Annotated in this window: 18 protein-coding genes and 3 pseudogenes; 11 read left to right on the plus strand and 10 right to left on the minus strand. The window is 62.3% G+C overall.

The annotated features are described in order from the left end of the window. Window positions 1-18: 18 nt before the first annotated feature. Entirely contained in the window at window positions 19-1,572 is a 1,554-nt protein-coding gene (locus tag L0U84_RS12875) for a phospholipase D family protein (protein ID WP_233850341.1), read from the minus strand. Window positions 1,573-2,369: 797 nt separating this feature from the next. Between L0U84_RS12875 and L0U84_RS12880 the strand changes: the two genes are divergently transcribed. Next, entirely contained in the window at window positions 2,370-2,690 is a 321-nt protein-coding gene (locus L0U84_RS12880) for a hypothetical protein (protein ID WP_233850342.1), read from the plus strand. After that, on the plus strand, window positions 2,683-3,141 hold the full coding sequence (locus tag L0U84_RS12885) for a HepT-like ribonuclease domain-containing protein (RefSeq protein ID WP_233850343.1): 459 nt from the start codon (window positions 2,683-2,685) through the stop codon (window positions 3,139-3,141). The genes L0U84_RS12880 and L0U84_RS12885 overlap by 8 nt, the downstream gene beginning before the upstream one ends. A 95-nt stretch (window positions 3,142-3,236) precedes the next feature. Here L0U84_RS12885 and L0U84_RS12890 read toward each other — a convergent pair. Continuing rightward, window positions 3,237-3,518 (minus strand): annotated as a pseudogene (locus tag L0U84_RS12890) (alpha/beta fold hydrolase); the annotation flags it as partial. A 592-nt stretch (window positions 3,519-4,110) separates the two neighbouring features. Between L0U84_RS12890 and istA the strand changes: the two are divergent. Further along, on the plus strand, window positions 4,111-5,589 hold the full coding sequence (gene istA / locus L0U84_RS12895; protein ID WP_267939715.1) for an IS21 family transposase: 1,479 nt from the start codon (window positions 4,111-4,113) through the stop codon (window positions 5,587-5,589). Then, window positions 5,582-5,902, plus strand: a pseudogene (locus L0U84_RS12900) (ATP-binding protein); the annotation flags it as partial. The gene istA and the pseudogene L0U84_RS12900, both read left to right, overlap by 8 nt. Window positions 5,903-5,930: 28 nt before the next feature. Here the strand turns inward: L0U84_RS12900 and L0U84_RS12905 are convergent. Together L0U84_RS12905 and L0U84_RS12910 are read right to left on the minus strand one after the other, a co-directional pair. Beyond that, the gene (locus L0U84_RS12905) at window positions 5,931-7,988 is read right to left on the minus strand and encodes a recombinase family protein (protein WP_233845960.1); all 2,058 of its coding nucleotides are present in this window, start codon (window positions 7,986-7,988) and stop codon (window positions 5,931-5,933) included. Further along, window positions 7,969-8,136: a hypothetical protein gene (locus tag L0U84_RS12910; protein ID WP_011493047.1), complete on the minus strand. Its 168-nt coding sequence runs from the start codon at window positions 8,134-8,136 to the stop codon at window positions 7,969-7,971. Before L0U84_RS12910 ends, L0U84_RS12905 begins: the two co-directional genes overlap by 20 nt. 294 nt (window positions 8,137-8,430) lie before the next feature. On the opposite strand from L0U84_RS12910, the pseudogene L0U84_RS12915 reads away from it, so the two are divergent. After that, window positions 8,431-8,925, plus strand: a pseudogene (locus L0U84_RS12915) (ATP-binding protein); the annotation flags it as partial. Between the two features lie 5 nt (window positions 8,926-8,930). Here L0U84_RS12915 and L0U84_RS12920 read toward each other — a convergent pair. Together L0U84_RS12920 and L0U84_RS12925 are read right to left on the minus strand one after the other, a co-directional pair. After that, a complete protein-coding gene (locus tag L0U84_RS12920; protein WP_233850344.1) occupies window positions 8,931-10,169 on the minus strand; it encodes a hypothetical protein in 1,239 nt (412 codons plus the stop codon). An 845-nt stretch (window positions 10,170-11,014) separates the two neighbouring features. Then, entirely contained in the window at window positions 11,015-12,112 is a 1,098-nt protein-coding gene (locus tag L0U84_RS12925; RefSeq protein WP_233850345.1) for an alpha/beta fold hydrolase, read from the minus strand. Window positions 12,113-12,581: 469 nt separating this feature from the next. Here L0U84_RS12925 and glgC point away from each other — a divergent pair, with 469 nt between their 5' ends. The 5 genes from glgC (at window position 12,582) to L0U84_RS12950 (ending at window position 18,784) form a co-directional block, all read left to right on the plus strand. Then, on the plus strand, window positions 12,582-13,847 hold the full coding sequence (gene glgC, locus L0U84_RS12930; protein ID WP_233850346.1) for a glucose-1-phosphate adenylyltransferase: 1,266 nt from the start codon (window positions 12,582-12,584) through the stop codon (window positions 13,845-13,847). 137 nt (window positions 13,848-13,984) lie between these two features. Then, complete coding sequence (gene glgA / locus L0U84_RS12935; protein ID WP_233850348.1) at window positions 13,985-15,445, plus strand: glycogen synthase GlgA; 1,461 nt, start codon at window positions 13,985-13,987, stop codon at window positions 15,443-15,445. A 266-nt stretch (window positions 15,446-15,711) separates the two neighbouring features. After that, window positions 15,712-16,578 carry a pyridoxal kinase PdxY gene (gene pdxY / locus L0U84_RS12940; RefSeq protein ID WP_233850350.1) on the plus strand — a complete coding sequence of 289 codons (867 nt, stop codon included), beginning with the start codon at window positions 15,712-15,714 and terminating at the stop codon, window positions 16,576-16,578. Between the two features lie 143 nt (window positions 16,579-16,721). After that, window positions 16,722-17,183 (plus strand): hypothetical protein, encoded by a 462-nt coding sequence (locus tag L0U84_RS12945; protein ID WP_233850352.1) that lies wholly within the window; start codon window positions 16,722-16,724, stop codon window positions 17,181-17,183. A 449-nt stretch (window positions 17,184-17,632) separates the two neighbouring features. Further along, a complete protein-coding gene (locus L0U84_RS12950; RefSeq protein WP_233850354.1) occupies window positions 17,633-18,784 on the plus strand; it encodes a branched-chain amino acid ABC transporter substrate-binding protein in 1,152 nt (383 codons plus the stop codon). A 58-nt stretch (window positions 18,785-18,842) separates the two neighbouring features. Here L0U84_RS12950 and L0U84_RS12955 read toward each other — a convergent pair whose 3' ends face one another. Both L0U84_RS12955 and L0U84_RS12960 read right to left on the minus strand, forming a co-directional pair. Continuing rightward, window positions 18,843-20,810 (minus strand): DUF3857 domain-containing transglutaminase family protein, encoded by a 1,968-nt coding sequence (locus L0U84_RS12955; protein WP_233850356.1) that lies wholly within the window; start codon window positions 20,808-20,810, stop codon window positions 18,843-18,845. A 253-nt stretch (window positions 20,811-21,063) separates the two neighbouring features. Beyond that, on the minus strand, window positions 21,064-21,726 hold the full coding sequence (locus L0U84_RS12960; RefSeq protein WP_233852015.1) for a hypothetical protein: 663 nt from the start codon (window positions 21,724-21,726) through the stop codon (window positions 21,064-21,066). Window positions 21,727-22,067: 341 nt separating this feature from the next. Between L0U84_RS12960 and L0U84_RS43805 the strand changes: the two genes are divergently transcribed. Further along, the gene (locus L0U84_RS43805) at window positions 22,068-22,202 is read left to right on the plus strand and encodes a hypothetical protein (RefSeq protein ID WP_267939618.1); all 135 of its coding nucleotides are present in this window, start codon (window positions 22,068-22,070) and stop codon (window positions 22,200-22,202) included. Window positions 22,203-22,540: 338 nt separating this feature from the next. On the opposite strand, the gene hutG is transcribed toward L0U84_RS43805, so the two are convergent. Next, the gene (gene hutG, locus L0U84_RS12965; protein WP_233850358.1) at window positions 22,541-23,353 is read right to left on the minus strand and encodes an N-formylglutamate deformylase; all 813 of its coding nucleotides are present in this window, start codon (window positions 23,351-23,353) and stop codon (window positions 22,541-22,543) included. A gap of 50 nt (window positions 23,354-23,403) precedes the next feature. Then, complete coding sequence (locus tag L0U84_RS12970; RefSeq protein WP_233850360.1) at window positions 23,404-24,789, minus strand: formimidoylglutamate deiminase; 1,386 nt, start codon at window positions 24,787-24,789, stop codon at window positions 23,404-23,406. Between the last annotated feature and the right edge of the window lie 6 nt (window positions 24,790-24,795).

Raw genomic sequence — 24,795 nt, forward strand, 5'->3', positions numbered from 1 at the left:
CTGCGCGCGCCCCCCTTTTCATAGCTCCGATTCGATCGGCAGCAGGCCCAGGAACCAGATGCTTGCACGCTGCGTGAATGAAGTCCCTGGCTCCGTGTCAAATTCCGTCACCGTTCCGTTCTCGGCGGTGTCGATCCAGACGATGCGGTGCTTGCCGTTCGCATCGGTACGTTGCTCGACTCGCCAGGCGATCACGTCCAGGTTCGGCTCGACGTCATCGACCACCTGGCCGGCAATCGCCGGACTGTTGCAAAGCACGCCAATCTCCGTGTTCAGATGGCTCGAGCGGGGATCGAGATTCATCGAGCCGATGAAAACGCTTTGTCTGTCGAAGACATACGTTTTCGCATGCAACGAGGCCTTTGAAGAACCGAAATACCTGTGTTGCGCTTTGGCCTTGCCCGAACCGGACGGCTTCAGCTCATAAAGCCGTACGCCCGCCGTCAGCAGATCCTCGCGATAGTGTTGATAACCCGCATTCACTGCGACGACGTCGGTTGCGGCCAGCGAGTTGGTCAACACCGTAACCTTGACCCCGCGCGCGGTCTGTTCGCGTATCCATGCAACGCCCGCTTTGCCTGGTACGAAGTAAGGCGAGATGATCAGCATTTCGTGCTCGGGTTCGAGGTGCAAGGCCGCAAACCGCGTCATCAGGTGGCCCTCCGGATCGTTCGGATCACGGGTGACCTTGGCCGGATCGTCGTACAGAAGCGTGGCTTGTCCCCATGAGAAATCGACGTTGCCTGCTGCGAGGACCCGGGCCATCCGCTGTCGCGCTTCCACGATGTATGGCGAGTCATGCTGCGATTTGATGTACTCGTTCAATTTCGCGCGGTAGCCCGCCAGCGCGGACGGATCGGCCTGATGTCCGATCAGTTGCTCGATCGCATACGACGATTGCGCATTCCAGAACTGGTCGAAGGCGTTGGAAACGTCCCGGACAACCGGACCGTGCACCAGCACGTCGAGATCGCCCATCACGACGACCTTCGATGCGCCGAAGTATTCGTCGCCGATATTGCGTCCGCCGAGAATGGCGGCTTCGTTGTCCGCAATCATCGCCTTGTCGTGCATGCGCCGATCGACGCGGGAAAATTCCAGGGCAGCCGCGAGCGACTTGAAGTGACGGCTCGCGACCGGGTTGAACAGCCGTATCTTCATGTTCGGATGCGAGCTGAGCGCGAGCAAAACCTGATCGTCGGCGTTCGTCCCGAGGTCGTCGAGCAGGACGCGCACACGTACGCCCCGGTCGGCCGCTGCGAGCAGCGCTGCCGCGAGTTCGCGGCCCGTCAGATCGTCGTGCCAGATGTAGTACTGCAGGTCGAGCGAGCGCTCGGCAGTTTCAGCGAGCACCACGCGCGCCACGATCGCGTCGACCGGGTCCTGCAGCAGATGAAACGCGCTGTTGCCCGGATGGCTTTGCTCTTCGGGCGTGAAGATCGCGCCGAGCCGGGTGGATTCTGTGTTTTGGAGCGCGAAGGTGGGAGTGCGGTTGCTTTGCGGCGGCAGACTCGCGCACGCGGCCAACAGGAAAACCAGAACGCTTGCGACGAGACCCTGTAGCTTTGTCATGTCCACACTCCGTCGAGATGTCGATCGGTATCAGGCTTGATGCCGTGGCGCAGTATGCGGTCATGGAGCGCGTTGCTCACGTGGTTTTCAAATCGCCCGCTGTGATTTATGCGTAATCCAGGGTGATTCTTGCCTCCAATGCGATATAGAAGAGCGGGAGAAAGTTGGGAGAGTGTAATTCCTGGGGCACGGTGCGACTCACTCGGCGATGGCCTCAATGTGAATTTTTAGCGCACGCGATGCGCTGTTGCGATCATCGGGAAGCCGTAGTGTCCCGGGCGCAGCGAGCGGCCGCTTGCGAGTGAGGAGCGGGACCGGCATCGCTCCTTCTTTGAGATTGCCGATTCATTACGTCGGCGGCAGCTTCCGAAGTGCAGCGGCCGTTTGCGGCGCCGCATCCTTGCCTATCGAGGTGGTCTTTCTAACCGATCAGCGGCAGCGTTGGCATGCTGAATTGCCCAAGCTAAGAAAACCCAATTGCGCATAATAGTCAACACTAAAAATTTTGTTTGCCGACGCCCCCAAATCCTTATCCCATAAAGGTTTTCCGGAAAACCAAGATATGCAGAGGCAGTAGAATAGTTTCTCGCAGATGTCCGTTGAAAGGCGCTTGCAGATCCAATTGAGATGCTCGCCCGCCGAACCTGAAAGTCCGCTGTGCGGATTGCAAGCGAACCCTCGAACTGGACGCAGTAGCCATTGCAGCTTTCCAACGGATTCCCTGCACATCTGCTAATCAGCGCTTTGGTAGTCTTGAACAAGGGCCGACGACGTTGCTATATGGAAAAGGAACTACAATGCCTGTCATCTATGCCCATCGGGGTCACGCCATGCGCAAGACCTATCGTTTCGCGCTCAATCACGCCGAAGAGATCGCGGCAATCCTCAGCGCCCACAAATTTTCGAATCCCGTTTTCGTGGAGGAATACGCGAAGGAATTCGACTTGACCATCGGCGGCAGTCCTGTAGGTAAGCCCACTCTTTTGGATATGGGTGCAATTCTCAACGAGCTTGAGGCGCTGTTCAGTGCTCGCGTTCAGTTCGTGACGACAAACTCCATTCCCTACGAAATGCAGGATCTGGTGAAGCCGCTCGTCGAGGAAGATCACGGTGCGTAACGGACGTCAGTTGTGCCAGGACATTCTGGATTCTGCCAAGCAGGTTATTGATTACGCTGCGCCGTCGTTTGTCGAATCTGCGGACTTTCTCGCCCGGTCCACAGACCGGTCAGAGGAAACAATGGCGACCTTCCATGAAGGACGCATGATCATGCCATTCACCGGGCAGGCGCACGAGTTCGCAAGCAATGGCATTGCCGATGCGGTCTTATACCGGCTTTGCGTAATTGGCGAGGCGACCGGCGACTTGCAGGATTACGACTCAACCCAGATTGTTCAAGCCGGTTTCGGTGACATGATGCCGACGCTCAGCGCGTTCCGCCGCATGCGTGATCTCCTGATTCACCAGCACTGGAAGGTGGATTTAGAGATCGTTTGGAATACGGTCGAAACGGATATTCCCACTCTGCATAAGCGCGTAGCTTTGCTGTATCCACATTTCGCGAATTAGCCACGCCCTTCGCTTTCATCGCCACTGACGGGTTTACGAGGAATTTTCGCCGGGCGGTGAACATACGGCAACGAAAAAGAAGGCCTTTTGAACGCTCAGCGATTGGTCGGCAGCGCCGCCAGTCCTTCGAGCAGCACCTTATGAAACGCGTCCGGATCCTGCATCTGCGGCGCGTCCCCAAGCCCCGCGAACTCGACGAGCGTCGCATGCGGAATCGACTTCGTGGCCGCGCGGCCCAATTCCGGGTAATGACCGAGCTTCGCCCGCACTTCGGGCGGCGCGGCGTCCTTACCGATCGCGGTGGTGTCCTTCTGGCCGATCAATAGCAGCATCGGCATGCTGAGTTGCCCAAGCTCATAAACGACGGGCTGCGTGTATCTCCGTGCATCTATAAACTTTTCGCCGATGCCGCCTACAGTCCTATCTCATGGCGGTTTGGGCAAAATCCAGGCGCACCAAAGGTACCAAAAGGCTACTCATGAAGTTTCACAGGAAGGGCGATTGCTGCCCCCAAGCGACCTCTCGACCAATCAAAGTAGCTCGGCGAAAGGCGGTCTCTCAACTAAACTATCTCGCTCCGCTGGGTAAAGCACCTGTGATTTGTTTGTTGCTGGGGGGCTCGCAGAAAGGACAATGCCGGGACTGCTTCGGGAATCCAGGAGCCTAGAGCACGCAACAAATTGCCAACAGCCTCGACGGCCCAGTTTCGGGTTCAGCCTTTCTTCTTCCGAATCAACTGCATCAGTTCCTCGCGGTCTGACTCCAGAATGGCCCGGACAGACGTTTTGGGCCTGCGCCTAGCTCGATCAAGAAAAGCTTCCGGTGAGATGTTGATGTTCACGCAGAATTGACCCACTAAGGGGCGTAATTTTCATCGAATTTTGACCCACGTGATTGAATGTCCTGCTCAATCTTTGAGCAGGGGATACAGAGGTGATCACGGTGGGCATATTGGCCAAGATCAGGCGGATGTATTTCCGCGAGCAGGTCCCGCTGCGCGAGATTGCGAGGCGTACGGGCCTGTCCCGAAACACGGTGCGCAGCTGGCTGCGGCAGACCGATTCTGTCGAGCCGAAGTATCCAAAGCGCGTCAGTCCGAGCGTTGTTGACGAGTGGGCCGCACAGCTGACGGGCTGGCTGCGGGCGGACAGTCATCGCCCGAAGCGCGACCGGCGCACCGCGCGATTCATGTTCGAGGCGATCCGCGGCGAGGGTTACGCGGGCAGCTACGGCCGCGTCAGCGCGTTCGTGAGGCGCTGGCATGAGGAACAGGCCGAAGCGCCGCGCAGAAAGGCCTACGTGCCGCTCGCCTTCGAGCCCGGCGAAGCCTTCCAGTTCGACTGGAGCTGCGAATACGCCTTCATCGGCGGGCTGCGGCGGCGCCTCGAGGTTGCCCACGTCAAACTCAACGCCAGCCGCGCGTTCTGGCTCGTCGCCTATCCCACCCAGAGTCACGAGATGCTGTTCGACGCGCACGCCCGCGCATTCGCCGCATTCGGCGGTGTGCCCAGGCGCGGCATCTACGACAACATGAAGACCGCCGTGGACAAGGTTGGCCGCGGCAAGGAGCGCGCGGTCAACGCACGCTTCGAAGCGATGTGCAGCCACTATCTGTTCGAGCCAGAGTTCTGCAACCGGGCGGCAGGCTGGGAGAAAGGCATCGTCGAAAAGAATGTTCAGGACCGCCGACGGCAGATCTGGCACGAAGCGGCGCTACGGCGCTGGGAGACGCTGGAGATTCTGAACGAATGGGTCGCCGGCCAGTGTCGCGAAGCCTGGCACATGCGGCACCCGCAATGGCCCGAGCTGACAGTCGAGGACGTGTTGCAGGACGAGCGCACCCGGCTGATGCCCAACCCACGGCCGTTCGACGGCTACGTCGAGCAGACCCTGCGGGTTTCGTCGACCAGCCTGATCCACGTCCAGCGCAACCGCTACAGCGTGCCTACCGAGTACACGAACCAGCTGGTGAGCGTGCGCTGCTATCCGGCGTATCTCAGCGTCGTCGCCGACGCGCACGAGATCGCCCGCCACGAACGCAGCTTCGAGCGGCACATGACCTTTTACGACTGGCGACACTACATCACGCTGGTCGAGCGCAAACCCGGCGCACTGCGCAACGGTGCGCCCTTCATCACGATGCCGCAACCGCTGCAGCTATTGCAGCGGCACCTGCTCAAACACCCGGGCGGCGATCGCATCATGACGCAGGTGCTCGCCGCGGTGCGCGAACACGGACTCGATGCTGTGCTGCTCGCTGTGCAGGCTGCGCTGGATTCAGGGCGCCCCAGTGGGGAGCATGTCCTGAACGTGCTGAGCCGGCTGAAGGCGCCTGTCACGAGTGCCAGTCTCGCCACCACGAAACTCCAGCTCAAGGAAGAACCGGCGGCTGACGTGAATCGCTACGAGACGCTACGCGCCAACCCACCGGAGGATCGTCATGTCTAACGACATCATTGCCCAGCTCAAGGGCCTCAAACTGCACGGCATGGCGAGTACCTGGCCGGAGCTACTGGCACAGGCGCGTCACACTGACTTCGAGCCGGAGCGCTTCATGAAGCAGCTGTTGATGGCGGAAACCGCCGAACGGCAGGTCCGCTCGATCGCTTACCAGATGACCGCCGCACGCTTCCCGGCTCACCGCGACCTGAAAGGCTTCGACTTCGCACAGGCACAAGTTGATGAAGCGCTGATTCGTGAACTCAGCGAACTGTCGTTTCTCGCAAGCGCACACAACGTCGTGTTCATCGGCGGCCCCGGGCACGAGACATAATGCTCACCTCCCTATGTCATTGAAGATCAATGGATAATTGATTTGAGTTATCTGATTGCGGACGGTCCGCAGCTCGTCGCTCCAGATAATTGTCGACGTCCACCTGCTGGATGATCCATGGCGCACCCAGACAAGCCTGTGACGCCGGCAACCTCCCGACTCGAATCAGGCGGATGACGGTTGGCGCACTGATACCCAGCAGGGTGGCTACTTCTGTAACCGTCAGTTCGCGGCGCTCCTGCCGTTCGCCTTCGCGATATGCAGGGATTCGATGGTCCTTCCGCAGCGTGCAGATTCGCGCGGCGGTCCAGGTGTGGCCCTTCGCCGTCCGTTTGCCTAGTCGATTGATGACCGCCGCTACGCCTTGATCTGCCAACGTTCTCGCCAACGCGCGAACGATGTCTATCGTTGCGACATCGGTGGCCCAGCGATGCTCACCTGTGTGGTTCTTCTCGAACACGATCTCGGTGTGATCGCCTCCTTGCCAATGCACGAGTGCACGAATCGTGTCGTCCTGCTTTGTGGCAACGATCTCCTTGACGACCGTCCTAAGAATGCGTTTCTTGATCTCGACCGAACTGGCCGGGTGGTGCCATAGCCGGGGCAGGTCTTCACCGAGTCGCAGAAGTTCATCACGCGCGCCCGCACTCAGCGCCCTCGATGACTGTTCGCGCAGGAGGTCGAGTTCGGTCTGTATTTGCACCTGCGTCTTCAGCGTTTCATTCCACCGTCGCTCAAGTTCCGCCGCAACCAGCCGGTTCTCAGGATCAATCGCATCGTATTGCCGACGTGCTCGCGCAGCTTCATACCGCGCCTGTTCAAGTGCCAGCTCCTTGTGCCGCACGCGTTCGTCCTGCTCTGTTCGTGTACGTTCAATGGCCTCGAGTGATGCACGAATACCTAACGGTTGAAGTTGGCGCAAAACTTCTTCAGTAACGCGTTGATCAACACGAACCGCACCAAACGAAATGCAGCGAGGGCCACCATGATTGATCATGCTGCCCTGACAGTTGTACCGCGCGACGGTGCCTTTGGTGCCGGAATACGCAACGTGCAGCTTGCGCCCGCAGTGACCGCAACGAAGCAGTCCCGCCAGAAGCGAGCTCCCGCGCTTGACAGCGCCGCGGACCATGCTGCCCTTCATGTTCGCGTTATTGGTAATCAATTTGCGGTTCGCCTCGTACTCGTCCCAGCTAATGTAGCCCGCGTGGTGCTCGATGATCAAGGCCTGCCATTCCTCGCGCTGAAGGGGGTTGCCCGCAAACACTCGCTTGCGTCCGTTCACAATGCGAGCAATAGTCCGGGTCTTGCCAAACGCGTATGCGCCGCCATAAGTCGGATTCGTCAGGATGTGCAGAAGGGTGTTATAGACGGGAAGCTTCCATACAATGTGGCGACCGTCCGGGCCGTAGTTCACCGCGGGTAGCTCAATGCATTCCTGTCGAATCCATAGGAGGACCTGCCTGACGCTACCAAACTCGCGAAACTTCCGGAACGCCAGATCGAGCGCTTCCCGGACGCGGGTATCAGGATCCTTCTCGATACGATTTCCTTGTGCACGCACATAACCGATTGGCACCGACGTGAACAGTTCACCGCGTTTGGCTTTCTGATCAAGAGCCGCCTGTGAGCGTTGGCGAAACGTCGAAAGCTCCATCTCGGAAAGCGTGCCCTTCATGCCTAACAGGAGGCGATCGTTAGGCTGTCTCGGATCGTAAATTCCATCTTCGTCAATCAGCAGGCATCCTACAAGACGGCAGAATTCCAGAAGCGTGTGCCAGTCACGACCATTGCGCGCAAGACGCGAGGCTTCGATGCAGAATACGGCACCCACTTCGCCGCTGCACAGTGCCACCAATAGGCGCTCGAATCCGGGACGATGATTGCCAGAGCCGGAGCGACCCAGGTCGTCATCGATAACCGTCGCATCTGGCCAGCCAAGTCCGCGTGCGCGATCGGCAAGCCCGTATTGGCGCAACTGGCTCTCGCGATTGTGGTGGACCTGATCCAGCGTTGACTGACGGACGTACACGTATGCACGACGGGAAAGGTGTTCAGCGCCGATCTTGCTCATCACGCGCCTCCGCTTCGATGACGTCGATCAACGCGAACATCAGCAGCGCCAGTTGCGTCACCAGCTCGGCTTGCATCTCCTCTGATACTAACGCCTCCGGCACAGTTTCCTCGAACAGATCCTTCTGCCTCGTCATCTGGTTGCGCATCTTTGCCTCCCTCAGGTGTTACCGCCGCAAAGCACGATAACGCCGTGTCGACCAGGCGCAGAAGTTCGATCAGCACCGCATGAGGCAACTCCGGCTGGACGACGACAGACATGCGGGCAGCATCCTCGCCTGCCATCCACGGCGGAAGATGCGTCAGAGTGCCATCGGGCTGCCTGATAGTCAGATACGACTCGCCCCGGTAATTGTTCATCCCGATGACGGTTATCCGTTCACCGCAGCGAGGGTGAAACGGATAGCGGATGATCACATCATCGCAATGATGATGGGCAGTGTGTAGTGGGTTCGCCGGGCACTGGCAAGACGCACCTTGCCTCGGCAATCGGAATCGAGGCCGTACAGCGCCACGGCAAGCGTGTGCGTTACTTCTCAACTGTCGAGCTGACCAACGCCCTGGAGCAGGAGAAATCGGCGGGCAAACAAGGCCAGATCGCACACAAGCTGATGTACGTCGATCTGGTGATTCTCGATGAACTTGGCTATCTGCCGTTCAGCCAGACCGGTGGCGCATTGCTGTTCCACCTGCTGTCAAAGCTGTACGAGCATACGAGTGTCGCGATCACCACCAATCTCAGCTTCGGCGAGTGGGCAACGGTGTTCGGGGATGCAAAGATGACGACAGCGCTGCTGGACCGGGTTACGCATCATTGCCACATCGTCGAGACTGGCAACGAATCGTGGCGCTTCAGGACCAGTTCTGCCAAAGCGAAGGCAACGAGAAAAAGGGCAGCAAAACCGGCTGGAAACGAAGAGTTATCCACACCGGAATAGATGTACTACGCTGTCTCGAGGTGGGTCAAATTTAGATGAAAACGGTGGGTTAAGACTCCGTGAAAATCAACAGGTGAGAAGTAGTCTGACAGCGCGTCCATGCGTTTCGGCCCGACGCGGTTGCCTAACCACTCGGCCACGTCGTTATCGAAGAATGGGAAGCTCTTCTTCGAAGGCCGATGGACGGCGATCGCCCTCAACTTCGTGGTATTGATGATGTCTGATACGTCGCCGTCAAAGCTCAGCACCTCCGCCACATAGAAGTCCACGTGAGGAGCCTGGTCGGGAGTCGCGGAGGTCAAGGCATCCAAGGCACGAGGAATATACATGTCCCAAGCGCAGTTTCTAACTAGAGCCAAGGGATTGCCATGGTTCTGGATCGAATTGAGCTTCTTTGAAATTCTCGATCCGTTGCTGCGACGTAGAATGTCACCGCAGACGATTAGTTCCCGCAGCATCATTGTGGACAGTTCTTCGTGCATGTAAGCAACCAACTGCGCCAGCTTGTGCTCCTTGGCCCGATTCGAACTCAGCTCAATAATCTGGCTCCGAACCAGAACGGCCTCCACCAAATCGAGCTGGTCCTCCAAGCCGGCGAACAGACCAGCCCTCAACTCCCGTTCAAATTCTGCAATCAGTCCGGTGGCAAAATTCTCCGCGCTCTGGCGAAACACCGCGCGATAGCGCCGGCCCCATTCCGCAGTCAATTTGCTGCCAGAGGACGATAGAGCATGAATAGCGGCGATTGACTCTGTACATCTGGCAACCGTCGCGCCGTTCCAGAATCTGAGCGACTCCCACAAATAGAGATATGGGTTGAGCTGTTGCAGCCGTGGTCCGATCTCGTTAATTAGATGAGCCCAGTTCAAGACTTCGGGAGATGGGTCATCTTGGTACGCAATCTTGCGAATATAGGAGGCAGCGTTGGAGTCTACGAACATGGCCGAGCCGCCGTGAAAGCCCATGGGTCCAGATTGCGACACAAATGGCGCGTCCATCAGCCAAAGCGATCTCCCGCGGAATACTGACGTCGCAACGCCTGATGAGCCTAGTGCTTTGTCGAGCAACTTAATGGACCCGGCATCACTCTCCTCCGCAAAAATGATCTGCCAATCCGCCAATGCTGCCACGTTCTTTTCAAACCGGCGGTGGGCTTCCAGCGCATTGGAAGCTGAACATATCTCCTGCACCAGTCGCTGCTCTGAGAACTGTTGAGATAGTGTTCCTTCGGTCGCTTTAGTCATTGGAAAGGGTCGGGAAAAGGTAGTTGAGGCCCAGCGATTCCTCGGCGGGGACGCCAGCCTGTCCAACATCGCCCTGTGATATACACCGACTCTTGTATCTGCGGCACATGGCCGAAGCCAGCGAACCTGACTGACGTCGAGATCGGATTTGTTTTCGCGGCCATCTAGCCGAGTTTCCGACAATGGCCAGTTTTTGTGCGTGCCTGGGCAGATCAGAAACAGCGACGGCATAGCCAACTGCTCGAGCTGTCGACCCTATGAGTACTTCGACAACGCCTCTCGGATCTTCATCCCACAGGGCCTGCGCGAAAAATAGATGTGTTGGTGGAACAAAAATGTCCTTGCATTTGCAAAGATAGGTGCTTTCCGACCCACTACTTTTCTTCCAAAAATCTTCCCTCCCATTCGGCGAAAAAGAGCGTGGAGCGATTATGCCCTCGAACTGAGCTCACATCCAAACCCCTAACGGCAGCACGCCCCGCGGCTCATCGCACCTGTGGTCCACTTCCTTCATCAACTTCGTGATGATGCGATGGATATCTTTGAGGCTAGACGCGCGCGCAACAGCTCTTCAGTCGTTGCCTTGGCTTCAAGGACATCATCGTATGAAAGGTACAACCTACGATAAAGTCGCAGCGAAGGCTGCAACTCTGGAGCTATCGCGACACGATCAAATTCGTCAGATTTTTCTGTAACGCTCATTTAGGCAAATCCCTAAAATTCCTAGGCTAAATGTCAACTACCTCTCCTACCAATTGAGGTCAGCCAACACTCAGCCACAACAGCCGCGAATCGGACGGCGTTAATGGATGCTCCGACGACGGGACAGAATAACGCGCGAATTTTCAGCGGTTCGGTGCCGCCGCCAGCCAGTCCAACAGCACCCTATGAAATTCCTGCGGATCCTGCATCTGCGGCGCGTGCCCAAGTCCCGCGAACTCGACGAGCGTCGCATGCGGAATCGCCTTCGCGGCCGCGCGGCCCAGTTCCGGATAATGGCCGAGCTTCGCGCGAACCTCGGGCGGCGCGGCATCCTTGCCGATCGCGGTGGTGTCCTTCTGGCCGATCAGCAGCAGCGTCGGCATGCTGAGCTGCCCCAGTTCATAAACGACCGGCTGCGTGTAAATCATGTCGTACAGCAGCGCGGAATTCCACGCGACGATCTGCTTGCCCGGCCCGCGATACATGCCCGCGAGCATCTGCACCCACGGTTCGTAGTCCGCGCGCCATTGCCCCGCGTAATAGGTCGCCTGTTCGTAGCGGCGGATGCTGTCGGCGGTGGTCTTCAGCTCCCGCTGATACCACTGATCGACCGATAGCGACGGCACACCCTTCGCCTTCCAGTCCTCGAGTCCGATCGGGTTCACCAGCACCAGTTGCTGCGTTTCGCGTGGATACATCAGCGCATAGCGGACGGCGAGCATGCCGCCCGTCGAATGGCCGACCACCGTGACGTCGCTCACGCCGAGCGACTCGAGCAGCGCGTGCGTATTGCGCGCGAGTTGCTGGAAGCTGTACTGGTAATGCTCGGGCTTGCTCGATTTGCAAAAGCCGATCTGATCCGGGGCGATCACGCGATAGCCGGCATCACTCAGCCGGCGAATCGTCGCGTCCCACGTCGCCGAGCAGAAATTTTTGCCGTGCAGCAACACCACGGTGCGGCCGTTCGCATGCGCGGGCTTCACGTCCATGTAGGCCATCTGCAAAGGCACGCCCTGCGACGTGAATTCGAAGCGTTCAACCGGCGCCGGATAGTCAAAGCCCTGCAGCTGCGGGCCGTAGGCCGGGCCGGCATCGTCGGGCGAGGCCGCGGCCGCGGCGCTCGCGGCGGCCGGGCTCGTTTCGCTCGCCGGCGTGGCGGCCACCCCGACAGACGCCGCGCACAGCAAGGCACAGGCGCAGACACTCGACAAGGCAAGCACGAATGGGCGGCGAAGATTCATCGGGATGCTCTGGAAAAAAACGCAACAGGGAACGCGCGAAGCGCACGATTCTACGATGCGCCGCCGAACTCTGGCGCCAGTCGCGCATCGCGGGCCGGGCGATCGGTCGCGGCGATGTGGCATGCATATTGCGTCCTCCCGGATCAGGACAGCGTTCACGTACGAGCTGGTGGTCAATGTGTTGCGCCGCACCGAAAAACGCGCCGTAACAGGCGATCGTTCAGGATGGTCCGCTACGCGGCCCCCGCAATAAACATTATTCGCTCGCGTCCAATCGGTGCTAGAACTGACTGACGGACCCGCGAAAACAGGCAGCGAAGAACGGCAACGCAACACGACTGCCAGGCAGCCCAAATCATCAGCGGAGAGGACGCGACCAGATCATCCGGGGGTATACCAATCAGGCAACCATCTTGCATAAGATCGGCGTGAGTGCTGACGGGCCCACGCCGATCGACAGGAGACACAAATGAATACTCCGGCACGGCTGAACGACTTACAGCGCACTACCCTCGCGATCGTCCTCGCCGGCGGACGCGGCACCCGGCTCGGGCCGCTCACGAACAAGCGCGTGAAACCGGCGGTGCACTTCGGCGGCAAATACCGGATCATCGACTTTGCGCTGTCTAATTGCCTGAATTCCGGCATCCGCCGCATCGCGGTGGTCACGCAGTACAAGGCGCATTCGCTGCTGCGGCATCTGCAGCGTGGCTGGAGCTTCCTGCGCGGCGAGATGGGCGAGTTCATCGACCTGTGGCCCGCGCAACAGCGCGTCGAAGGCGCGCACTGGTATCGCGGCACCGCCGACGCGGTGTTCCAGAACCTCGACATCATCCGCTCGATCCGCCCGAAATACGTGGTCGTGCTCGCGGGCGACCATATCTACAAGATGGACTACACGCGCATGATCGCCGATCACGCGGACAGCGGCGCCGACTGCACGGTCGGCTGCATCGAGGTGCCGCGCATGGACGCGGTCGCGTTCGGCGTGATGGCGGTCGACGAAAATCGCCGCGTGACCGGCTTCGTCGAAAAACCCGCCGACCCGCCCGCGATCCCCGGCCGCCCCGACACGGCGCTCGCCAGCATGGGCATCTACGTGTTCAACGCCGACTACCTGTACACGCAGCTCGAAGAGAACATCGCCGCGATCGATACCGATCACGACTTCGGCAAGGACATCCTGCCGCGCGTCGTCACCCAGGGCGTGGCGATCGCGCATCCGTTCAGCATGTCGTGCGTGTCGTCGGACCCGAGCGTCGAGCCGTACTGGCGCGACGTCGGCACGATCGACGCTTACTGGGCCGCGAACCTCGACCTCGCGTCGACGATCCCGACGCTCGACCTGTACGACGAGTCATGGCCGATCTGGACCTACCAGGAGCAGTTGCCGCCCGCCAAGTTCGTACGCGACATGAAGGGGCTGCAGGGCTCGGGCAACAATCTGATCGTCTGCGGCGGCTGCGTGATCTCGGGTTCGCAGATTTCGCGCTCGGTGCTGTCGTCGAACGTGAAAGTGAGTTCGTTCTGTAATATCAATGAGGCAGTCTTGTTGCCGCAGGTCACGGTCGGCGCGAGTTGCCGGCTGCAGAAGGTGGTGATCGACCGTGGCTGCACGATTCCGGAAGGCACGGTGATCGGCGAAGACCCGGCGCGCGACGCCGAGCGCTTCTATCGCACCGACGAAGGCGTCGTGCTGGTCACGCCGGAGGCATTGCGCAATCATCCGAAGTAGCGCGTGCGCCGTAGGCCCGCGCCGGCGGTCGCGTGCCGCCGGCCGCGCGCGGCCTGGCTTCGCCTTGCTTCACCTTGCTTCACCTGCATCACCGCCCAACCCCGAGCAACCCTGCCACCCCGACAGAGACCCGGCCTATGACGATTCGCGCCCTGCACGTCGCAAGCGAGCTGTATCCCCTCCTCAAAACGGGCGGTCTCGCCGACGTCGCCGGCGCGCTGCCGTCCGCGCTGATCGAGCGTGGCGCCGACGTACGGGTGCTGCTGCCGGGCTTTCCGGCCGTGCTTGCCGGCCTGCACGATCTGCAGCCGGTGGCGCAGCTGGGCAGCCGCTTCGGCGCGCCGAACGTGACGCTCGAACGCGGCACGCTGCCCACCAATGGGCTCGCCGTCTACGTGATCCGTGCCGCGTCGCTGTACGACCGGCCCGGCAACCCGTATCTGAACGACCAACACGTGCCGTATCACGACAACGCGCAGCGTTTCGCGCTGCTCGGCTGGGTCGCCGCGCAACTCGCGCAGCAGCTGGACCAGACGTGGTCGCCGCAGATCGTCCATGCGCACGACTGGCATGCGGGTCTCGCACCCGCGTATCTGAAGGCCGCCGAGCGTGAGCACGGCCGCGCGCCCGCGCGCAGCGTGTTCACGATCCACAACCTCGCCTACCAAGGGATCTTTCCCGCGCACCAGTTCGGCCTGCTCGGCCTGCCGCACGATTTCTTCAACATGCACGGCGTCGAATTTTATGGACAGCTGTCGTTTCTGAAGGCGGGGCTCTACTACACCGACCGCATCACGACCGTCAGCCCGACCTATGCGCGCGAAATCCAGACTCTGTTGCACGGCGGCGGGCTCGACGCGCTGCTGCGCCATCGCGCGCACGATCTGAACGGGATCCTGAACGGCGTCGATTACACGGTGTGGAATCCCGCCACCGATGCACTGCTCGCGTCGCGCTACAGCGCGTCGCGGCTGGCCGGCAAGCTCGCCTGCAAGGAAGCGCTGCAAAAGCGCTTCGGCCTCGCGCAGAAAAGCGACGCGCTGCTGTTCGGCGTGGTGAGCCGGCTGACCGAGCAGAAGGGCCTCGATCTGCTGCTCGGCGCGGTGCCCGAGATCGTCAAGCGCGGCGGCCAACTGATCGTGTTCGGCACCGGCGATCCGGCGCTCGAGAACGGCCTGAAGATGGTCGCGCAGGCGCATCCGGAGTCGGTCGCGGTCGAGCTCGGCTTCGACGAAACGCTCGCGCATACGATCATCGCCGGCAGCGACGTGGTCGCGGTGCCGTCGCGCTTCGAGCCGTGCGGGCTCACGCAGCTCTACGCGCTCGCCTACGGGTCGCTGCCGCTCGTGCACTGGGTCGGCGGTCTCGCGGATACGGTCGCCGACGCATCGCTCGAAAACCTCGCCGACGACTTCGCCACCGGCTTCGTGTTCGAACGCTTCGATCCGAAGGGGCTCGCGGGTGCGATCCGCCGCGCGTTCGCGCTCTACGCGCGCCGCACCGAATGGAAGGCCACACAGCGGCGCGCGATGCGCCAGGACTTCGGCTGGGGCGCGTCGGCCGACCGCTATCTGGACTTGTATCGCGAGCTCGTCTGAAGCATCGGCCGCGGGCGGAACTGTCAGGTTTCGCAAATCTTCAGGCGTGTTTGATGGTTCGACGCAACAGCAGGGGGACGGATCGACTCGCGGCCGTGAAACTCCTGTATCGTTTGCTGACTTGCCGACTATGCAGTTCGTGTGTTTTTCCTGCACCATCTGTATCAGGCATGTCTGCCGCGCGGCGCCAGGGCCATCGGCTCGCACGCGCGGGCCTCCCCTTCCTGATTTGTTGATCGCGCATGACCGGTTGCGCGAGCCTTACCATGACGAAAAACGTTCTGAGCATTCAGTCCCATGTCGTGTTCGGTCACGCCGGCAATAGCGCGGCGGTGTTTCCGATGTGCCGGCTCGGCGTCAACGTGTGGCCGCTGAACACCGTGCAGTTCTCGAATCACACGCAATACGGGCACTGGAGCGGCAGCGCGATCGAAGCCTCGCAGATCGAAGAGCTCGTCGACGGCATCGGCGCGATCGGCATGCTGCCGCGCTGCGACGCGGTGCTGTCGGGCTATCTCGGCACGACGGAACAGGCGCGGGCGGTGATCGAAATCGTCAAGGCGGTGAAGGCGGTCAATCCGCGCGCCTGGTACTTCTGCGATCCGGTGATGAGCGCCGCGGGCGGCTACAAGGTCGAGCCGGGCATCCAGGAATTCCTCGTGCGCGAGATGCCGGCGGTCGCCGACGCGATCGCGCCGAATCACATCGAATTGCAGCGCCTCGTCGGCCGCGAGATCGAGACGTTCGAGGAAGCGGTGACCGCGTGCCGTGAAATACTCGCGCGCGGCCCGAAACTCGTGCTCGTCAAGCATCTGCTCGATCGCAACAGTCTCGCCGATCGCTTCAACATGCTCGTCGTCACCGAGCGCGAAGCGTGGATGGGACAGCGCCCGCTCTACCCGTTCGCGCGCCAGCCGGTCGGCGTCGGCGATATGACGAGCGCGGTCTTCGTCGCGCGCACGCTGCTCGGCGATTCGATTCGCGAGGCCTTCGAGCACACGCTCGCCGCGGTCAACGCGGTCGTCAAGGCGACCTGGCAGGCCGGACGCTATGAACTCGAACTCGTGGCGATGCAGAACGAAATCGCCCAGCCGCGCGAGTGGTTCGATGCGTGGGTCGCGGAGACGGCTTAATTTCCGTCAGTCGTCGCCCGTTGGCGAGCGCCCTCGCCAGCGCCGCGCCAGCCGTCGTCCTATAATGCGTGCCGCGTGGACCAGGGCTTGCGCCCGTGCTCCACGGCATTTTCAGCATCCGGCATATAGCAGACGAGGCATCGATGGACGGTCATATCCGCAGCGAGCGGGAAGAATTTTTTGAGCAGTTGTGCATCAGCGTCGATGCGGACGAAGCGCACGAACAGGAAGCGATCGAGTTCTTCGAGAACCAGTTCGACCAGCCCGACTTCGATCCCGCGCAATGGCTCGATATCGCGCTCTACTACTCGGCCGCCGTCGCGCGCGGCATCGTCGACATGGTGACGGCCGACGACAAGGCACGCAGCAATATCGCCGAAATCATCGCCGACAATCTCGACATCTCCTATGGCGAGGACGAGTGCCAGCAGTTTGCCGAGACGATCGAATTCGCGCTGAACAACGGCGTGCCGGTCGATCTCGACGTGGTGCTCGACGGCTGCCAGCGCGCGATCGACGATCTCGATACGTGGGCCGACGAAGACACCAAGGCACCGCTTTTGCGTCTGCGTGAAGAGCTGCTGCGACAGCAAGGCGAGCGCTAGGCATAAGGCTCGAATCTCTCCGCGCGCAAAACGCAACTGCGCAACCCCCGCAACCCCGCAACTCCGCACCACCGGCCGGCGCGCTCGCGCCGGCTTCTTAAGCATATGCCGTAATCCGCAGCACAGGCGGACCTTCGCACGGCAAGCCAGCTTGCATCCCTCGCGCACGCTCCATGTGCACGTGATGCACCTGTCGCGGCCTATGCCGAAATGCTCATCCAAAACGCCACGAATTGCCAAGACGACGGCAATTTGGCTTTCTATATTCGCCCCAGATTGATCGCGTGAGCACGCTGCGAAGCGCAACGCCAATGGGCGTATTCCAGCATTGTGAGCGGCGAGAGATCCTTCGTAGCCTTGCGATGCGCGAGGGCTTTGCCCGGCCTCACGTGTCGTACCGCATTGCTGTCGTACCGCTTTCATAACAACCGTCGATGCAAGGAGAGACCATGAGTCTTCGCAACACGCTCAAACCGCTGGCCATGCTCGTGGGCGCGATGTTTGCCGTCGCGCCTGTTGCCAGTTTCGCCGACGACCTGCCGGTCAAGATCGGTTTTGCCGCGCCGCTGACGGGCGCCAATGCCGGTTACGGCAAGGATCTGGAAAACGGCGTGCGGCTCGCGATCGACGAAGCCAACGCGCAGAAGATCAAGATCGGCGGCAAGGTCGCGCACTTCGAGATCGTCTCGCAGGACGACCAGGCCGACCCGCGCGTCGGCGTGCAGGCCGCGCAGAAGCTGGTCGACTCGGGCGTCGCGGTGGTCGTCGGGCACTTCAACTCGGGCACGACGATCCCGGCCTCGCAGGTCTACGAGCAGGCCGGCATTCCGGTGCTCGATCCCGCCGCGACGAACCCGATCATCACGGGCCGCGGCTTCGCAAACACCTTCATGGTGATTTCGACCGACGCGCAGAACGCCGGCAACGCGGGCGTCTATGCGGTCGACGTGACGAAGGCCAAGCGCATCGCGATCATCGACGATCGCACCGCGTTCGGCCAGGGCGAGGCCGACGAGTTCGAGAAGGCCGTGAAGGCGCACGGCGGCACGATCGTCGCGCGCGACTACACCGACAACCATGCGGTCGATTTCAGCACGCAAATCACCAAGTTCAAGGGCGCCAATGCGGACCTCGTGTTCTTCGCCGGCCTCGACAGCCAGGCGGCGGGCTTCGCGCGGCGCATGAAGCAGCTCGGCCTGAACGCACAGCTGGTCGGCGGCGGCGGCGTGATGGACGAGGACTTCATCAAGCTCGCGGGCGATGCATCCGACGGCGCGATGGCCTGGGAATACGGCCGCCCGCTCGCGCAACTGCCGGGCGGCAAGGACTTCAACGCGAAGTTCAAGAAGCGCTTCGGCGCCGATGTGCTGTCGTATGCGCCGTTCGGCTATGACGGCGCGTGGGTCGCGATCAAGGCGATGCAGCAAGCCAAATCCGACTCGCCGAACGTGTACCGTCCGGTGCTCAAGACGATCGACTACGACGGCGTGACCGGCAAGATCTCGTTCGACAGCACCGGCGCGTTGAAGAGCGGCGCCTCGACGCTGTATCAGGTGAAGAACGGCGCATGGGTGCCGGTCGTGACGAAGAGCGGCACCTAAGCTCCGCGTCCGGTGAAGCGTAGCGGCCCTGCACGGCTTGCGGCCGGCGCGGGGCGCGCTACGGCTTTGCGCTCGCCGCCCTGACGACCACCTCGGCATCGAGATCGCGCTCGATGCGCACGAGGTCGTCGCGAATCGCCGCGAATTCGTTCGGCGTACACATCTGATGGCCGAACGCGGCGCGCAGATGCCGGTTGACCTGCAAGGTGCGGGTTGCCGGATCGAAGACGTAGCGCGACGCAAACGTCAGCAACGGGTCTTCGACCCTGGCGTCGGTCGGCAGGTCCATCACGCGCACGAAGCGCGGCAAGCTCATCTCCAGCGTTTCATCGAACTCCCCGCCGATGCACGCCCACGGCTGCGTTCTGACGGGCTCCGCGAGCCACGCCTCGACCTGCGAGCCCATGCCGCCGGCGAAGCTCGTCAGCGCCGGCACGGCGGTCGTGCCGTCCGGCCAGATCAGATGCGGCACGCCGCCTTGCATCGACGTCGCGAACGCTCCGCCGGTCACGGCGACGTCGTCGGTCTCCAATTGCGCGGTGCCATGCAAGCCCGTTTGCAGCAGACGGCTCGCGGCAAGCTGCTGCGCGCCCTGACGCGTCGCGCGCCGGAACGTGTTGCGTTCGAGCTCCGCGGTATAGCCCCGATCCTCGACGCGATACGCGTAATGCGCGGTGCCGTTTTCATCGATGTCGATCTGCACGCGCGCGTTGCGTTCGCGCCGTTGGGTCGGCGGTGTGCGCGCGAGCTCGCCGGCGTCGACCAGCAGCACCGGCCGGTCCATCACGCCGCCCGGCAGATAGCCGAACGCGGTGCCGCCCGCCGACGTGTCCGCGAATTGCGCCAGCTCAGGAATCCAGATGATCGCGTGATTGATCGCGCTCGCGCCGTAGCCGGGCACCTCGGGCAACGAATAGTACGGGCCGAGATTGAGCAGCACCGGCTCGCTGCGAATGCCGGCCGCCGCGAGCAGCGCGCCGTACAGCGCGACGTGGTCCTTGCAGTCGCCGTAGCGGTTGCGCAGGATGTCGGCCGCCTTGTGCGGAATCGCCGCCGTCTCGCCGAGAAAAAGCGCCACGTAGCGGATGTTCAGACGCATCCAGTCGTACAGCGCGCGGGCTTTGTCGCGAGGATCGGTGAGGCCGGCCGTCAGTTGCTGCGCAAGACTCACGATCGCGGGATCGTCGCGGGTCGCGTCGTTGTCGGCGGGACCGCGATAGCGGGCGGCGAAGCTCGCGAAGTCGGGCACCGTCGACACCATCAGCCGGTCGCCCCAGTTCGCGTAGCCGACCGCGCCCGCTTCCAGCCGCGCATACGGACCGTGGTGGTAGTCGAACTCGTAGCGGGTGCGGCCGTTCGCGGTGACGGGCGGCACCGCGACGTAGCCGCGCGCGTCCGCATAGAGCGGCACGTCGGCGGGCAGATCGAAGATCAGACGCTGCTCGTCGACGGGCTCGAGCGTCGGTTCGACCAGATACGCGAAGGTGCCCGCCTGCAGCGCCTTCGCGCGTGTTTTGCGAAACGCGAGATGCACGCGCGAACCGGTCTGCACGCCGGGGAAGATCACGGTGCGCAACACGCCGTCCTCGAAGCTCGGCGCGCCCGCCGAGCGCGGCTCCTGCACGTCGCGGATCGCCTCGGGTCCGACCGCATGCGCGGTGCCGTCGGGATCGATCGTTTCGGCGGCCAGCAGTTGCACCTGCTCGATGTCCTTGTTGAACCACACGTAGCGTTGCGCGATATCGTCGACACCGCTGGCCGTGTCCGCGCGCATCAGCGTGTCGTCGTGTTCCTCGATGGAGCCGTCTTTCTGGATCACGAACAGATGGACGTCGCGCTCGATCGTCGCAGGGGCGCGGTCGTCGGCGGAGGTGGCGATCTCGCTGGCGGCCGCGCCAAGAGGCAACGCGATGCCGCCGGCGGCAGATAACGCGGCAAGCAACGCCGCGGCGCGCACGCGGCGCTCGCGGCGCTCGCGGCGCGCGTGCGCGTCGATGCGCGCGACGAGCCCGCGTGTGCGCGTCATGAGCGACGCGCCCCGCTCCATGCATGCCATTCGCGGCACGCGAGCCCGATCCCCTCGATCGACGTGTGCGCCAACGTGACGACGATGTTTCCCAAGATTGACCCCGGTCAGATTCGTGTCGTCGTTGTAGCACATCGCCGGCCCGTGCGCGTCGGGGTTGGGGTCGGGAGCGGGGCCGGCATTGCCGCGTCGAGTTCGAGCGGCCCTCGCCTCAGCGGCACACCTGCGACGCAGCGGCCACCGTCACTCGCAGTCAGTCGCCGTTGTCGAGCTGACTCAGCAGCGCCTGCAGCTTTTCCACGTGCCGGAGCAGCATGTGCCGGTGCTTGTCGATCTGTTCGAGCCGGCCTTCGAGGTCGGCCTGAATGCGCTCGTCGAGTTCGGCCGCGGCCATGACGTCCTCGACCTTCGCGCGCATCGACGCGAGCTCCACCGGCGCATGCAGCAGATGGCGCTCGAAGCGCCGCACTTCCTGCGTCGCGAGATCGCGCACCTTGCGAAAATGCGCTTGACGGCGGTGCGCTTCGACATCGAGCGTTTCTTCCTCGACGCGTCGCGCGGGCCCCGGCTGGCCAAAAATCGGCTCGGGCCGCAGCACCGTCTTCTTGCGCACCGGATGCGCGGTGCCGCGAAAGCGCGCGAGCGGCTGCTCGTTGTCGATCGCTTCGCGCGCGTTCGGCGGGATCTCGTGGTCGGTATGCGGCACGTTCATCCAGCCGCCCGGCAGACCGGTGACGGCCTCGACGCCGCGCACGAATTCCTCGCTGAATTCGCGCTGGCCGGACAGCATCAGCTTCAGATAGCTCGCGGAAAACGTCATCATGCGCGCGAGCCGGCTCGCGGCGCCGACCTCGCTGGTCAGCAACACCAGGTTCGCGCGCCAGATTGGCAGCAGCAATTCGTCGGAATCTTCCATCGCTGGGTCTTCCATCTTTTCGCCTGATGAATCGATGAACGCGACGCGCACGTCATCGTTTTGAAAGGGTAGTCGTCTCGCGGTGTCGTATGCAATGCCGGTATGTCGCTTTGCGTGCGGTGCGACCCAGTGCCGAAGGTACACGCACGACACCGCCCGCACCGGCGAATTCAGCGCAAAGCGCGTTAAAACAGGGCTTACGACACATCGCGTGTTGCATTGACACACGCATTCGCGCGCCGTTCCTACCAGCGGCCACGTGATGTGGCATGCTTACACGCCGATGCGGCACACGTCGTGCTGCATTGGTTGCTCCACAACACTGACTTAAGGGTTTTGTAATGAAGAAAATCGTTCTCGCCATCGCCGCAGCCGTCGCCACCCTGAGCGCGATCGCTCCCGCTCAAGCTGATGAGCATCACCACGAATGCCACAAGGTGAAGGTTCATCATCATTGGGAAAAGCGCTGCCACTAATGGCGGTGAAATCGCGTCCAACGGGCGCGGTGCACATCAAAAAGCCCCGCTTTCGCGGGGCTTTTTTTCATGGCGCGCCGCGTCGTGAAACAGCCGGCGCACGATACGCTGTGCGCGCTCGACGCTCAAACCATTCCATATGAACGCGCCGGCACGCAATCACGGACACATGCTGTTACACCTTCGCGATACGCTAACTGATGCAGGCCGACGCGGACCGCGGTGCCGCGCGTTCTTGCAGCGATCGTGATCCGCGTGGTGACGGAGAAGTAGAAGAAGCGAAGCGGCGCGTTTTCGTAATAGACCGTCTTCGCGGCGCCTGTCAGGGCGCCTTTGCGTCAGGCCGCGTTCACGCGAGCGAGAGCCGTCGTCAGCAGCGCTTCGAGTAGCGGCTCGACCTTCGCGGCGAGGTCCTCGTCGTACGCATAAGGCAGGCGCTCTTCCATGTACGTGATCTGCGACAGTTCGAGTTGCACCGCATGCACGCCTTGCTCGGGCTGCCCGTATTGCCGCGTGATATAGCCGCCCTTGAAGCGGCCATTCGCGACCGCCGTGTAGCCGCCGTGGCGGGCGACCAACGTGGCCAGTTCGTCGGCCATGCCCGGCGCCGCGCTCGCACCGTTCGACGTGCCGAAGTTGAAGTCCGGCAGACGTCCGTCGAAAAAGCGCGGCACGTGCGAGCGGATCGAATGCGCTTCCCACAGCAGCACCTTGCCGTGCTTCGCTTTCAGCGCCGCGAGCTCGCCGGCGAGCGCGTCGTGATACGGCTTCCAGTACGCATCGCGACGGCGCGCGACTTCGGCGTCGTCGGGCAGATGGCCGTCGCGATAGAGCGGCTCCTTGTCGAACGTATCGACCGGCAGCAGACCCGTGGTGTCCTGCCCCGGGTACAGGTTCGCGCCGTCGGGCGGACGGTTCAGGTCGACCACGTAGCGCGCGTAGGTCGGCGTCAGGATCGATGCGCCGAGGCGCTTCGCGAATGCATACAGGCGATCGAGGTGCCAGTCGCAATCGTCGGTGCGTGGCGCGACCGGCGTCATCGTCGCGGCGATGTCGGCGGGGATCTGCGTGCCCAGATGCGGGATCGAGATCAGCAGCGGCAGGCTTCCCTGATGCAGCGAGAAAACCGGCGTGAGGTTCGAAGCAGTCATGTCAGTCCGGAATCAGTGGAATCGGAGAATCGGTTCGGCAGTCATCGCCGCTATTTGAGCAGTTCCGCGAGCGCCACGCGATAGCGCGCATACGCGCCCTCTTCGTCGCGATGCCGGCGATCGTCGACGACCTTGACGCCGCCCGCATAGACGTCGCGGATCGGCGTGTCGCCGTGCTCGCAGAATACGACGCCCGACAGCCACGCCTGTGGCGCATGCTCGGCGATGCTCGAATGATCGGCGTCGAGCACGAGCCAGTCCGCGCGATGGCCGGCCTGCAACGCGCCGACCGCGCGGCCGCTCGCGTGCGCGCCGCCGTCGAGCGAGGCCGCGTACAGACGATCCGCGACGTGCGTGGCCTGCGCGGACGCCAGCACGTTGCGCTGCCGGCGCGTCAGACGCTGGCCGTATTCGAGCAGACGCAGCTCCGCGCGCCAGTCGACGCCGATATGGCTATCCGAGCCGACGCCAATGCGGCCGTGCGCGTCGAGATACTCCTGCGCGGGGAAAATGCCGTCGCCGAGATTGGCCTCGGTGGTCAGACACAAGCCCGCCACCGCCCCGCTCTGCGCGAGCGCGAGCGTTTCGTTCGCATCGACATGGGTCGCGTGCACGAGACACCAGCGGCTGTCCACATCGAAACGATCGAGCAGCCATTGCACCGGCCGCGCGCCTTCGGTTTCGATGCACGCATCGACCTCGGCGGTCTGTTCGGCGATATGGATATGCACGGGCGCGCTCGCGTCGATGCCGCCAAGCAGCGCGCGCAACGACGCCTCCGACACCGCGCGCAGCGAATGCGGCGCGACGCCGTAACGCAGCGCCGCATGCTCGGGGCGCGCGGCGCGCAGCGTTCCTAGCAGATCGAGCAGGCTCTCCGGCGTATTGATGAAGCGCCGCTGATCGTCGCGCGGCGCACGCGCGCCGAAGCCGCTGTACTGATACAGCACCGGCAGCATCGTGATGCCGATGCCGCTCGCCCCTGCCGCATCCACCACGCGCTGTGCAAGCTCGGCCTGATTCGCGTAGCGCTGGCCGTCCTGCGCGTGATGCACGTAGTGAAACTCGCACACCGACGTATAACCCGCCTTCAGCATCTCGATGTAGAGCCACTGCGCGACGCTCGCGAGGCCTTCCGGCGTGATGCGCGCGGCGAAGCGATACATCAGGTCGCGCCAGGACCAGAAGTTATCGGTGGCGTTGGCGCGATATTCGGTGAGCCCCGCCATTGCGCGCTGAAACGCATGCGAGTGAAGGTTGGGCATGCCAGGCATCAGCGGGCCCGCCGCCTTTGGCACACCGGCCGGCGCTTCGGCTTGATCCGGCGTGACGGCGCTCAGCGTGCCGTGCGCGTCCCATTCGAGCAGCACGTTGCGGCGCCAGCCGTCGGGTAAATACGCGTGTGCGGCGAACAGCGATTGTTTGGATTGGGTCATCTCTCA

It is taken from the genome of Paraburkholderia sp. HD33-4, assembly GCF_021390635.1.
In the GTDB taxonomy this organism is placed as follows: domain Bacteria; phylum Pseudomonadota; class Gammaproteobacteria; order Burkholderiales; family Burkholderiaceae; genus Paraburkholderia.

Coding starts and splice junctions, on each gene's coding strand:
- L0U84_RS12875 (WP_233850341.1), bottom strand. CDS start 1,572: ATGACAAAGCTACAGGGTCTCGTCGCAAGCGTTCTGGTTTTCCTGTTG.
- L0U84_RS12880 (WP_233850342.1), top strand. CDS start 2,370: ATGCCTGTCATCTATGCCCATCGGGGTCACGCCATGCGCAAGACCTAT.
- istA (WP_267939715.1), top strand. CDS start 4,111: ATGTATTTCCGCGAGCAGGTCCCGCTGCGCGAGATTGCGAGGCGTACG.
- L0U84_RS12905 (WP_233845960.1), bottom strand. CDS start 7,988: ATGAGCAAGATCGGCGCTGAACACCTTTCCCGTCGTGCATACGTGTAC.
- L0U84_RS12910 (WP_011493047.1), bottom strand. CDS start 8,136: ATGCGCAACCAGATGACGAGGCAGAAGGATCTGTTCGAGGAAACTGTG.
- L0U84_RS12920 (WP_233850344.1), bottom strand. CDS start 10,169: ATGACTAAAGCGACCGAAGGAACACTATCTCAACAGTTCTCAGAGCAG.
- L0U84_RS12925 (WP_233850345.1), bottom strand. CDS start 12,112: ATGAATCTTCGCCGCCCATTCGTGCTTGCCTTGTCGAGTGTCTGCGCC.
- glgC (WP_233850346.1), top strand. CDS start 12,582: ATGAATACTCCGGCACGGCTGAACGACTTACAGCGCACTACCCTCGCG.
- glgA (WP_233850348.1), top strand. CDS start 13,985: ATGACGATTCGCGCCCTGCACGTCGCAAGCGAGCTGTATCCCCTCCTC.
- pdxY (WP_233850350.1), top strand. CDS start 15,712: ATGACGAAAAACGTTCTGAGCATTCAGTCCCATGTCGTGTTCGGTCAC.
- L0U84_RS12945 (WP_233850352.1), top strand. CDS start 16,722: ATGGACGGTCATATCCGCAGCGAGCGGGAAGAATTTTTTGAGCAGTTG.
- L0U84_RS12950 (WP_233850354.1), top strand. CDS start 17,633: ATGAGTCTTCGCAACACGCTCAAACCGCTGGCCATGCTCGTGGGCGCG.
- L0U84_RS12955 (WP_233850356.1), bottom strand. CDS start 20,810: ATGACGCGCACACGCGGGCTCGTCGCGCGCATCGACGCGCACGCGCGC.
- L0U84_RS12960 (WP_233852015.1), bottom strand. CDS start 21,726: ATGGAAGATTCCGACGAATTGCTGCTGCCAATCTGGCGCGCGAACCTG.
- L0U84_RS43805 (WP_267939618.1), top strand. CDS start 22,068: ATGAAGAAAATCGTTCTCGCCATCGCCGCAGCCGTCGCCACCCTGAGC.
- hutG (WP_233850358.1), bottom strand. CDS start 23,353: ATGACTGCTTCGAACCTCACGCCGGTTTTCTCGCTGCATCAGGGAAGC.
- L0U84_RS12970 (WP_233850360.1), bottom strand. CDS start 24,789: ATGACCCAATCCAAACAATCGCTGTTCGCCGCACACGCGTATTTACCC.